The sequence below is a fragment of the Hyphomonas sp. BRH_c22 genome, from assembly GCF_000961795.1.
Taxonomy (GTDB): Bacteria; Pseudomonadota; Alphaproteobacteria; order Caulobacterales; family Hyphomonadaceae; genus Hyphomonas.
In genome coordinates this window covers 1-11,977 of the sequence record NZ_LADU01000045.1, presented here as the reverse complement: position 1 = coordinate 11,977, position 11,977 = coordinate 1, and the positions used below count along the sequence as shown (strand labels likewise).

Sequence of the window (11,977 nt, the reverse complement as noted above, 5' to 3'; positions counted from 1 at the left end):
TTCCCGTTCATCGTAGGTGCGTTGCTTGATGCTGGGCGGGGATTTCTCCGATGTTGCCATGAAGAGGGAAGTCAGAGCGGCAAATGTCGATGCTTTCTCCTCTTGCGCCGCAACCTTTGTAATTCGCTTGCGGGTGACCAGGTCTGCTTCTCCCAGCGCCATCCGGCCCAATTCCTTCATGGCAAGGGTGCGGGCGATTTCCGGAGAGCCGTCATTTGCTGCAATCAGCTTTGCGTCTGTCTTGCTGCCGTCCGGTTTCACAATCTGGAGCTTGTAGGCTGCGCTACCCTTCGGTGTGATGGCCAGAAACAGTTTCGGGACCTCAGTGTCCCAGTGGCGCACCTTTTTTGTCCCGTCATGCGTCCTGATAAGGCGCTGAACATTGGTTTGGGTGAGTTTGAGTCTGTTATTGGCCATGTCTTCTTGCTCTCTTTCGAGTCTGAAGACGGTGGCTTTCAAGCCCTGTGCCACCCAAGCCACCTCTGAGCCACCAATAAGCCACCTCGGGAAGTCGGAATTTGTCCGGCTTTGTCCGATTTCGCCGCAAAGCGACAGGGTGGGGGTTTCGCGTGGAGAGGCTGGTATTTACAGGGAAATCTCAACAAGTACGGGCGTTTTGCCCGCTGAGAAAATGGTCGGAGCGAGAGGATTCGAACCTCCGACCCTCTGGTCCAGAGATAGATGAGCAACCAAGGTCATGAACCTTTTGGGCGTCGTCTTGATCTCGAATGATCGCTTATCTCTACGTTTGCAAGCGGGTCGACATTGGTAACGTTTCTGACACTTGGGATTGTCCGAACATCGGCTAGGCAGTCGAACGCTCGCATATAGCGAGGGATGGCAAATCTTAGTGTCAAGCTCTGGAGTTGAGGCTAGTCATACGTATTAGCAATTACAGCCAGAGCGAAAGGTTCGTGGAAGATTGGCGAGTCATAAAATGCTGCAAAGTGGCTTCGCGCCGCTATTCGTTTTCACAGGAGGTCGGTTTGATGCTGACGGCTCTTAAGCCCTGGATGAACAAATCGACCGGGGAGAAGCGCGGATTTTATCTGATCTGGCTCCTTTTCCCGTCCATCGTCATGGTGATGGCCATCACCTTCATCGCTGTTCAATTCCTGAGTATTGCACCTGATTCAGCCGCACTCTCGCTTTCAGAGCGCATGGACCTCGGGCGTCTCGCTCGCGAGGCCAGCGACAACTTGCCGTTCATGTTGTTACTCGTGATATTGATGATGACTGGTGTCCTTGTGACCTTGCATCTTGGCTTGCGGCCGCTGCGCCAGATATCTGAGCGGGCTGCGCGTATTGGGCCCGCAACAATCGGTGAGCGGCTTTCTTTGCAGGCTGCTCCTGGCGAAATCAGGCCGCTGGTGCTCGCTTTCAATGGCGCGCTTGATCGCCTTGAAGCCGGGTTGCGCGCCCAGCAGGAGTTCTCTGCCAATGCTGCGCATGAATTGCGAACGCCGCTGGCAACGCTGCGTGCTCAAGTAGAAAGCCTGCTGGCTCCGGATGAGCGGAAAGACGCTATTGAGGAGTTCGACCGTCTCTCCCGGCTTATTGCCCAATTACTGGCGCTAGCCGAAGCTGATAGTGGAAAAGCCTTGGCCAAAGGCCCGTTCGATCTGGTTGATGTGGCCCGCTCGCTTGCCAGCGATATGGCCGGTACAATTCTGGCGAACGGTCGCAGTATTTCTTTTGAGAGCGCGCATCAAAACTGGGAGTGTCATGGGGCAGTCGCCCTGGTGCAGATAGCGCTTCGAAATTTGCTCGAGAATGCCATGCGGCACACGCCTCCGGGTACTGAGATCATGGTGTCGGTTGAAGTGCAGGGCCAACTTGCCGTCAGTGACGATGGCCCCGGCATACCTGCAATGATTCAGGGCCGGTTGTTTCAAAGGTTCAGCAAAGCCGATTCCCAAGGGTCAGGGGCCGGACTGGGGCTTTCAATTGTTAGTCGTGTTATGATGCTTCACGGCGGCGACGCGCGATTGGATACAACGAATACAGGGGCGCGCTTTGTACTGGATTTTTCCAAACGTGGCGGGTCTCCTCATTCAAGCGTAACAGCTTCACAGAGGTCCAAATCTGCTCCCGGCCCGGCCATAGGTTATTCGGGATTGACCAAATCAAAATCAATCCAAACGACCGGACCTGCGCCATCCAAAAGCTTGTCTACAAGCGGGCGGACCTGAGGAGCCATATGATGGCACCTCTAATCGGAACTCTTGTGCGAACAGCCGCGTTATCTGCCGCAATGATCGCGGCAGGTTGCGCCTCGACGCTGCCCAGCGAGCGCGCAGCGCCGCCACCCATCCCATCGACGTGGCGTGATGCGCTCGTTGGTGCGGAATCCCCCGTGACCGATTGGTGGCGGGGCTTCAACGACCCGGCCTTGAACCGGTTTGTCGCTGAAGCGCTTGCGGAAGGGCCGTCCCTGCAGCTAGCGATTTCTCGTGTTCGCGAGGCCCGTGCCTTGTCACGTTCGACACGGTCACAATTCTTTCCGGAGGTTCTTGCCGTCGGTAGCGGTCAGTATTCGGCGGTTCTGGATGGCCCAGCAGGGGCAGGCAATGATCGGGAGCAAATGAGCGGCACCGCGGGCGCACAGGTCTCCTGGGAGCTGCCACTGTTTGCGATCGGTCCGGCTACGTCCGGGGCCCGGGCCAATACGCAAAGTGCATTGGCCGACATGCGCGGCGCTCAGGTAGCGCTGGCAGCCGATGTTGCCCAGGCGTACGTCGATTTGCGCGTGGCCCAGGCGAGCCGCATTGCACTCGTGCAGTCCATCGACACTGCCGATGAACTGGCGAAGATTCTCGCCGTCGGTGTGAAAGCGGGCTATTCCTCGGAGGCTGATGCTGCTGATGCACTTCGTCTGGCCGAGACCGCACGCACACGCTTGCCGGATTTGGTCGTCGAAGAACGCCGTGCAGGGAATGTATTGTCAATATTGCGTGGACGTACGCCGGGAACAGAGGATGTCGCAACGCAGATCGAGATCGACGCGATTGATCGCCCCGTACCGTACCTCTGGCTTGCCTCGGCGCCTGCGGCACCTGCAGACCTGTTACGTCTGAGACCGGATATTGCACGTGCTGAAGCGCAAACGCTCATCGCGGCTTCTCAGCTCGGTGTCGCGCGCGCCGATCTTTTGCCGCGCCTCAATATCACGGGATCTGTCAGTATCACCGAGGCCCTGATCGGAAATCCCATCGATGGCGACACACTGCTCGCAAGCGTCACACCCCTTATCTCGATACCGCTCTTCGATTGGGGGCGCCGTGTTGCGGTGACCGGGCAGCGGGATGCCCAGTTCGAGCAGTCCCTGATCCAATATCGGCAAGCTGTCACTCAGGCAGTCGCAGATGCCTCATATGCGCTTGCTTCACTTGATCAGGCACGGTTGAGGCTGGTCGCGGCGCAGGGGGCAGAGGACGCTGCAGCCACGACAGCGCGCGGGTCCCGGGCCGCGTACAATGCTGGTATTCAGAGCCTGGCCGACCGTCTTCGGGCTGATCAGCAATTGATCGATGCAAACCTGACGAGAATTGACGCCGAGGCGCAACTGGGCCGCGCGGCAATTGCCGTCTATCGCGCCTTCGGTGGCGGACCGGCGGTGACGTCTGAACTAGTTCGAAATTAGAAAGCCCCACGCAAGCTTGGTCGGCTACGCATAAGCAGCATCCTCGCAACCAACTAACGGAGCTGCTCGGTGCGGTACTGGTATTCTTCGGTCTCGCACTCCCGGAGCGGTCTGAAAGTCCTGACTATGAACAAGCCGGAAAATCACTCGTTTCCCGAACATGCTGAAGGTCGGCTCGACCATCTGAAGAATCCGCATGGTGGGGAATACAACCAAGCTGTGTATGATCCTGATGAAGCATATGCTGTGCCAGACACGCCAGCGGAACGAAGGTACCGCAACAGAATTCTGCTGCTGACTTTTCTCGCGATATGCGCAGCTATAGCAGGTCTGTACTATTTGAGCCGCGCGGGCAGTGAACCCCTTGTTGAAGCGCCAAACGCAACACTGCAGGCGGTGAGTGTCATTAACGTTGAGGGCCGACTGTTCCAGAGAACAGTTTCTCTCAATGGTGAAGTGCGTCCAGTGCGCGACATCCAGGTCGCCGCACCTGCAACGGGCGTTCGAATAATGCAGATACTTGTCGACGAGGGCGATACGGTAAGCGAAGGCCAGCCCATGGCGCAGCTGGATATCCGTCTTGCTGCAGCGCAATTGCGGGCCTCAGAGGCGTCGGTTGCCGAAGCGCAGTCGGCGGCGGTCACGGCGCGGGGCGAGTATGAGCGCGCGGAGTCCATTCGAGAGTCCGGTGCGCTATCGACCGAGGCGATCGAACAGCGGCGCGCCGCAGCGATTGCAGCAGAGGCGCGTCTCTCTGCAGCGCAAGCCCAGCTCGCAGAGGTGAATGCCCGCCTTGGCGGAGGCTACGTGCGTGCGCCGGTATCCGGCCTAGTGATCGACAGGATGGTCGAACTCGGTCGACCGGTAGATGGGCAGGTGCTGTTCCGTATTGCCGTGGATAATCGCCTCGAGGTTGCCGCGGAGGTCGCTGAAGCCGACACGCTTGCATTGAGCGAGGGACAAATCGCGACGTTCGCATTGGTTGATGGTTCGGAAGTGCAGGGGACGTTACGCCGGCTCCCCGCCTCAATCGATAGCAGTACGCGCACGGGTGAGGCGCTATTCGATCTCCCTCTACATACCCGTGCCCGGGCAGGCATGTACCTGCGCGGTGAGGTCGCTCTGCCGCCCAACGAGGTCATCGCCGCGCCACAGAGCTCCATCATGTTCGATGATGGTCAGGCCTACCTGTTTACGCTGGATGAGAAAAGCTGCGTTCACCGCACGGATGTTCATACCGGACGTCGCGATGGAGAGTGGGTGGAGCTCACCGAGGGGCTTTCCCTGGCTCAGCGCATTGTTGGGTCCGGGGCTGCGTTTCTGCAGGAGGGTGAAGAGGTCCGTATACTGGAAGAAAATGGCGCGATTACGGAGCCGAATTCTTCGGCCAGTGTCGACACACCCGGCACTGCCGATAACACCCGCGACCAGGAGTAGCCGCACATGGCCTGGAATATTTCAGCGGGCGCTATCCGCAATCCGACGCCGCCCATCCTTTTGATCCTTGCACTCGTATTTGCCGGCTGGACCGCATATTGGCGATTGCCAGTCAATAACCTGCCCGATGTCGAGTTTGCGGGATTCACCGTTTCGGTTACGCAGCCAGGCGCAGCGCCTGTCGAAATGGAAACGCAGATCACACAACGCATTGAAGCCGCGATGACGTCGATCGAGGGTGTGATGCGTATGACATCGACGATCTCGCCGGGCCTCTCGGAAACAAGTGTTGAAATGGAGGGGGATGCCGATCTCAGCCGCGCGATCGACGATGCGCGTGACGTACTTCAGCGCATCCGGGCCGATCTTCCCGCCGACATCATCGAACCGGTCGTGCAACGAGACGATATCGTCAGCCAGCCGATAGGACACTATGTCGTTGAAGGCGAGGGCATGACGCCGCAGGATATTTCCTGGTTTGTCGATAATGATCTCCAGCGCGAATTGCTTGCCGTTCCGGGCGTAAGCGCGGTATCGCGCACAGGGGGTGTAGATCGCGAGATCCGCGTCGAGATTGATCCGGCCCGGATGCTTGCCTACGGCATGACGGCAGATCGCGTGAATGCCCAATTGCGTGCCATCAATGCCGATCTGCCCGGCGGACAAGCGCAGATCAGTGGCCAGGCTCAAACGATTCGCACACTGGGTGGCGCGCGATCGATTGAGGAACTCGCCAATCTCTCGATTGCAACAGCGAATGGACGAAGCGTTCGCCTCAGCGATCTTGGCGAGGTTTCCGATAGTGCCAGCGACCAGAATTCGATCTCGCGTTACAATGGCCAACCCGTTGTAGGGTTCATGGTGCAACGCTCTCGCGGCGCGTCCGAAGTGCAGGTCTTCGACCGTCTGGAAGAGCGCATCCGTCTGATCGAGACAGAGCGCCCGGAGATCAATGTCATCGAGATCGTCTCAAATGTCGAAGAGACCCGTGGCATGCATGAGAGCTCCATCAGCGCTCTTATTGAAGGTGCACTCCTGGCTTGCCTGGTCGTGTTCTTCATCTTGCGGGACTGGCGCGCCACCCTGATTGCAGCTGTCGCTCTTCCGCTTTCGATTCTTCCGACCTTTGCTGTCATGGAGTTGCTTGGTTTTACCTTGAATATGGTGTCGCTGATTGCCCTCGCGCTCGTGACCGGCGTTCTTGTTGATGATGCCATCGTTGAAGTCGAAAACATTATTCGCCACATGCGGATGGGAAAATCGGCATACAATGCATCTTTGGAGGCAGCCGACGAGATTGGTCTCGCCGTCGTGGCAACGACGGGCACGATCATTGCCGTTTTCGTCCCGGTCAGTTTCATGGGAAGCGGAATGGGGCTCTTCTTCAGGGAGTTTGGACTGACCGTAGCGCTCGCGGCGTTCTTTTCCCTCGTCGTCGCCCGTTTGATTACCCCGATGATGGCCGCGTTCTTTTTGAAAAGCGAAGGCCATACCGGAGAAGCGAAACCAGGCGTTTTTACGCGTGCCTATCATGACATACTAAGCTGGTCGGTTGACAACCCTTTGAAGACGGTCGGGATGGGGCTCGTTGTCTTCGCGGGCTCGATCGCGCTCACGCTCACAGTGCCCTCTGTCGTTTTTCCGCGCATGGACAGCGGCACCATACAGGCCAGGGTCGAGATTCCGCCTGGGACTCCGTTTCTTGACGCCGACCGCGTGCTGCAGCGCATGAGCACACGTATACGCGAAACCTCCGAAGTCGCGGGAGTTTTTACTTCAATGAGCGGCGCGGATGGGTCGGCATCTGAAGCCGAGATATACATCCAGCTGGCGCCGCGAAACGCACGCAAGCGCTCGTCTTTTGCAATCCAGCAGGATGTGCGGCCCGTTCTTTCCGATTTTCCAAACTACCGGTCTGCAATTGTACAGGATAATGGCGCGTCTCAAGGTTCCGACGTCACGGTTCAGTTCGTGGGCGAGGATCCATCCGCTGTGAATGCCGCCGCAGATCATCTTGCTGGAGCGATGAGCCAATTGGATTCGCTTGTCGATGTGCGTTCAACCTCGGCATTGCGCCGTCCTGAAATAAGGCTGCGCCCGCGCCAGGAGGACATGGCACGTTTCGGTGTGACATCGGCTGATCTGGCGTCCGCGATTCGGATTGCGACCAGCGGCGATGCTGAGCAAAACCTGCCCAAATATGATCTTGATGATCGCCAGATCCCGATACGTGTGACGCTGCGTCCGGATCGGCGCAGTGATCTTGATGTGCTGCGGTCGCTTCTGGTCCAGTCTGCGCGTGGTGATCCGGTACGTCTCGACGCGGTTGCGGACCTCCAATTCTCGCTTGGCGAGGCGGCCATCGAAAGACGCGATCGCGAGCGCGCCGTGACTGTCGGCGCCAATGTTCGGCCCGGAATCCCATTGTCGACAGTGCAAGCCGAGGTTTTCGCTCTTCCAGAAGCGCAGGGCAGCTCTGGCGCACGTCTTGCGGCAGGAGGCCAGACCGAGGACTTCTCGGAAATGCTCACAACATTCGGCACCGCGATGATGTGGGGTGTCATCCTCATCTACATTGTGCTCGTACTCCTGTTCCGCGACTTTTTCCAACCGATCACAATCATGACGGCGCTACCGCTCTCGGTCGGGGGTGCATCCGTCGGCCTGATTGTCGCCAATCAGCCCTTGTCACTGTTCGCATTCATCGGTTTGCTGATGTTGATGGGACTGGTGACCAAGAACTCGATCCTGCTTGTTGATTTTGCGGTCGAAAGCATGCGCGCGGGCATGAACCGCAAATCTGCACTCGTGCAGGCAGGCATGAAGCGTGCGCGGCCCATCATCATGACGACGCTTGCGATGTGTGGTGGCATGATCCCTGCCGCTGCGGGCTGGGGCGTCGACGGCACATTGCGACAGGGCATGGGCGCTGCAGTGATCGGGGGGCTGATGCTTTCGACTCTGCTGTCGCTTGTATTCGTTCCGGCGATGTTCGTGCTTGTCGACCGGTTGGAGCAATTGGTGAAACACATCCTGCCGAAACCGGGAGGGAGCGCCGGCAGGAAAGACGCAAACTCTCCGGCCGAATGACCGCCGAAGAGACCGCGGCATTCGCCCGGATCGCCTGACATGAACAATCTGTCAGGTTTCTGCCAAGGCCAATTCCGAAAGCTCCCTGCAAGGCTCGTGAGACATAGACCTGGTAACGGCATCGAACAGGCGCGCGGCGCCAATGGCCGGTCTTGGAGAATTTAACATGATACAATTGACACGGACCGCACTGGCATTGGCGCTTATTGCCGGAGCCGGAACTCTTTTGGCGATGGAGGCTCAGTCTCAGGAAATGTCTGGGCCGGAGAAACAGGACGGTTGGGAATTCCAACTCGGTGCGGGTGCCTTCTACGTTCCCCAGTACGAAGGCAGCAAGAAGTACAGGGTGCAGCCGCTTCCCTGGTTGTCGGCAAAATATACCAAAGGTGATCGCTATGTGGAGTTCGATGGTCCAGGGCTGCGCGCCAATGTCATTTCGGGAGGCGCCTTCGAATTCGGCCCTGTGCTGAACTTCGATTTTGGCCGGCAGGCCAGCGACATCGACGATCCGGCAGTGCGCCGCTTGGGCGACATTGACAGCGCCTTGATGGCGGGCGTCTTTGCCAAGAGGGGTATTGACCTCGGTCAGGGGGCTGGCGTTGATTTTGGAATTGAAGTTTTGACGGATGTCAGCGGCGTTACGGACGGGACCACCGCAAAGTTCGACATTGGCTACCAACGTCTCCTCACGGGAAACCTGATGGGCATGGCCGGAATATCCGCCACATGGGCGGACGAAAAGTATACCCAAGCCTATTCCGGAGTAACGCCCGACGCATCGCTTGTCAGCGGCCTGCCTGTGTTCACGGCGGAAGCGGGCATGCAGAAGGCCGAGATATCGACCGGCCTGTTCTATCAGTTCAACGAACGCTGGAGTGCGTTTGGAATGGTCAGCTATGGGCGATTGCTGGATAGTGCTGCTGAAAGCCCGCTTGTTACGCGCGGTGGTTCGGAAAATCAGGGCGGACTCGCATTCGCGGTTGTACGCAAGTTTTAGAAAGCAGGCGCATGAGGGTGCTCTTCGTCGAAGATAATACCAAATTGGGTGCGGCGACCAAAACCTCGCTCACGCGGGCCGGCTTCGCCGTCGATCTCTTCGAGACGATTGGGGATGGTTGGCACGCCTGGCAAGTGGCGCCCTATGATGTCGTCATACTGGACATCATGCTGGACCGGGAAAGCGGCCTTGATCTGCTTGCCCGTGCCCGCTCTGATGGCGTGACCACACCGGTAATTCTCCTCACCGCCCTCGGTAGTATCGATGATCGCGTGTCGGGCCTCGATACTGGGGCGGACGACTATCTGGTCAAGCCCTTCGCTATCGAGGAACTGGTGGCACGTCTGAGGGCCCTGAACCGGCGGCCACCCCCGCTGGCCGATCCGGTGATCCGATATGGCAATGTTCGTTATGACATTGCGGCCCGGGACTTGTCGGTCGGCGATGAGAGTGCTGCCTTGTCGCGAGGTGAGAGTATCCTCCTGGAACGCTTTCTACGCGCGCCGGGCCGCGTGATAACCAAGGAACAACTCGGCGAAAGCCTCCATTCTTTCGAGGAGGAATTCACCGACAATTCGATTCAGGTGCACGTCCATAGAGTCCGTCGCAAGCTGTCGGAATTGGGCGCGAATGTCTCGATCCGGACTTTGCGGGGACTGGGCTACATGGCCATCATTTTTTCCGAGCTTGCCAACAATAAGGAAACATCATGAAACGTTTCGTCGTCGCCGCATACGCCTCTCTTGCCATATCTGCATGCGCCACGGCTCCTGATTCCAGCGGAGGTAATGTTGCCGATCCCTATCAAGGCTTCAACCGGCAGATGTTCGCTTTCAACCAAGGTGTCGACAAGTACGCGCTTGGTCCGGCCGCATCGGCGTACAAGACGCTTACGCCGGCGGTCGCCCGGGACCGGGTCGACGACTTCCTGGGCAATCTCAGCGGGCCTGTGATATTCGCAAACGACATTCTCCAGGCTGAAGCTTCACGGGCCGGTACAACGGCGGCACGCTTTACCATCAACTCGACTATCGGACTTCTTGGCATTTGGGACGCGGCCGAGCATTTCGGCATTGACGGCCATTCTGAGGATTTTGGCCAGACGCTGGCTGTTTGGGGCGTTGACAGCGGACCTTATCTTGTCTTGCCGTTACTTGGACCGAGCACACCACGCGACTTACTTGGAATAGGTGTTGACCAGGCGCTTGATCCGTTGACATGGGTGGAGATCGACAATGATGCAGATACGGACCTCGCCGTGCGCTCGGGCCTAGCGGTTATCGGTTTGCTGAATGCGCGCGCCGGACTGGATGACCAGATTGATGCTTTGAATGCGCAACCGGAACCGTACGTCGCGTTGCGCCGAATATGGTCCTCTCAGCGTCAGGCGGAGATTGCAAATGGCGAAATTGACGATGACGCCGCCTATGATGATCTCCCTGAGTTCGATGAATTCGAAGAATAGACGCCGTAGCCATGATCATTGGAGAGCTCTCAATGAGGCGTTTCAAAAATCTTTGTCTCGTCTTCGTAGCGGTATGCTTGAACGCGACACCTGCCGACGCTGATGCGAGAACGGAGATCTTTGTCCAGAAAAATGCGAGTGAAGTCCTCCAGTCCCTGAACGACCCCAGACTCTCGCCGCTGCAGCGGGCGACAGTGTTCAGCGAAAGTATGGACGGTTTTACTGATCTCGATGCCGTTTCGAATTTCACGATCGGCAAGTACGCCCGCAGATTTTCGCAAGAAGATCTGCATCGCTACCGTAGAGCTTTTCGAGCGTATGCGATGACTTTCTACGAGACGGAACTTGGGGCCTATCGGGGTGAGACTGTGATCGTGAAGGATTCGATCGACCGCTCGGAATCAGATTCAATCGTGAATACCGTCATCAAGCGCAATGACGGCAAGGACATGGATGTGCGCTGGCGCGTGCAGGGAAGTGACGGTAAGTACCAGGTTGTCGACGTCGCCCTGAACCGTGATGGTAATCTTATCTGGTTGGCCATTGAACAACGCGCCCAGTTCCTTGCTTTGCTCGATAAATCGAATGGATCAGCCGAGGCACTGATCGACAGAGTCGAGTCCATGACAGCTGAACTAAAGAGCAAGATCCGCGATTAGTCCGACGACTCGGCCAAAACAAGCATACGTAAGATGGAAATACTGGAGTAGGGGAAGGGAATCGGTCCCTCCTACTCGGCCTGTTAAGGTTGGAGGCCAGCTCCGAATTCCCTCAGTAACGATCAATGTCGTTCATAGCCGTTGCCCTTTATCCCGCGCTTTTTGTGGGGCGGTTTGTGGGGCGAAACTCCCTGAAAATTCAAATAAATCAACAAAACCAATTGACTTCAGGGGGTGTCTGGCTCCGCGAGTAGGACTCGAACCTACGACCGGGCGATTAACAGTCGCCTGCTCTACCAACTGAGCTATCGCGGATCAGCCGAGAGCGGGTCAATAGCAGACCGTCAGGCCGGTTCAAGCCCCAACATGCTGCTCTCGTCCAAAAAGTTCTTGGCACCAGACAAAAAAATGGCGGAAGCTGAAAGCTCCCGCCGAGGCGTTGGGTGATGGTGGGTGTCTCCAAGAGAAGACAGTGCCAATCTCACTGGAATTGGTTAATGCGGCGTAAATGGTTTGCCGCCAAACGCACATAATTGGCGCAAGTCTGCGTTAAGGCTGACAAAAGGCTGGAATGTGTTCTGGAGGCTCCACCCGGAATCGAACCGGGGTGCGCGGATTTGCAATCCGCTGCGTCACCACTCCGCCATAGAGCCTGACCAGAGGGGCGTCACTAGCAAGCAATAGGC

The 11,977-nt window shown here is 57.6% G+C and carries 9 protein-coding genes and 2 tRNA genes; 8 read left to right on the top strand and 3 right to left on the bottom strand.

Annotation, left to right across the window (positions count from 1 at the left end):
* The coding region (locus VR74_RS06055; RefSeq protein WP_045695175.1) for a hypothetical protein at positions 1 to 417 on the bottom strand (417 nt) is incomplete at its 3' end.
* 572 nt (positions 418 to 989) lie between these two features.
* Between VR74_RS06055 and VR74_RS20585 the strand changes: the two genes are divergently transcribed.
* The 8 genes from VR74_RS20585 (at position 990) to VR74_RS06015 (ending at position 11,291) form a co-directional block, all read left to right on the top strand.
* On the top strand, positions 990 to 2,192 hold the full coding sequence (locus tag VR74_RS20585) for an ATP-binding protein (RefSeq protein WP_299949703.1): 1,203 nt from the start codon (positions 990 to 992) through the stop codon (positions 2,190 to 2,192).
* Positions 2,193 to 2,200: 8 nt separating this feature from the next.
* Entirely contained in the window at positions 2,201 to 3,643 is a 1,443-nt protein-coding gene (locus VR74_RS06045) for a TolC family protein (RefSeq protein WP_366462235.1), read from the top strand.
* Between the two features lie 126 nt (positions 3,644 to 3,769).
* Positions 3,770 to 5,080 carry an efflux RND transporter periplasmic adaptor subunit gene (locus VR74_RS06040; RefSeq protein WP_045695172.1) on the top strand — a complete coding sequence of 437 codons (1,311 nt, stop codon included), beginning with the start codon at positions 3,770 to 3,772 and terminating at the stop codon, positions 5,078 to 5,080.
* A gap of 6 nt (positions 5,081 to 5,086) precedes the next feature.
* Positions 5,087 to 8,170, top strand: coding sequence for an efflux RND transporter permease subunit (locus tag VR74_RS06035; protein ID WP_299949701.1), 3,084 nt, complete (start codon positions 5,087 to 5,089; stop codon positions 8,168 to 8,170).
* Between the two features lie 142 nt (positions 8,171 to 8,312).
* Positions 8,313 to 9,167: a MipA/OmpV family protein gene (locus VR74_RS06030; RefSeq protein ID WP_299949699.1), complete on the top strand. Its 855-nt coding sequence runs from the start codon at positions 8,313 to 8,315 to the stop codon at positions 9,165 to 9,167.
* An 11-nt stretch (positions 9,168 to 9,178) separates the two neighbouring features.
* Positions 9,179 to 9,880 (top strand): response regulator transcription factor, encoded by a 702-nt coding sequence (locus VR74_RS06025; protein WP_045695169.1) that lies wholly within the window; start codon positions 9,179 to 9,181, stop codon positions 9,878 to 9,880.
* Positions 9,877 to 10,632, top strand: coding sequence for a VacJ family lipoprotein (locus tag VR74_RS06020; protein ID WP_045695167.1), 756 nt, complete (start codon positions 9,877 to 9,879; stop codon positions 10,630 to 10,632). The genes VR74_RS06025 and VR74_RS06020 overlap by 4 nt, the downstream gene beginning before the upstream one ends.
* Positions 10,633 to 10,664: 32 nt before the next feature.
* Positions 10,665 to 11,291, top strand: a complete 627-nt coding sequence (locus VR74_RS06015; RefSeq protein ID WP_045695166.1) for an ABC transporter substrate-binding protein — start codon at positions 10,665 to 10,667, stop codon at positions 11,289 to 11,291.
* A 239-nt stretch (positions 11,292 to 11,530) separates the two neighbouring features.
* Here the strand turns inward: VR74_RS06015 and VR74_RS06010 are convergent.
* Positions 11,531 to 11,606 (bottom strand) — tRNA-Asn (locus VR74_RS06010).
* A gap of 264 nt (positions 11,607 to 11,870) precedes the next feature.
* Positions 11,871 to 11,944 (bottom strand) — tRNA-Cys (locus tag VR74_RS06005).
* Positions 11,945 to 11,977: the final 33 nt, after the last annotated feature.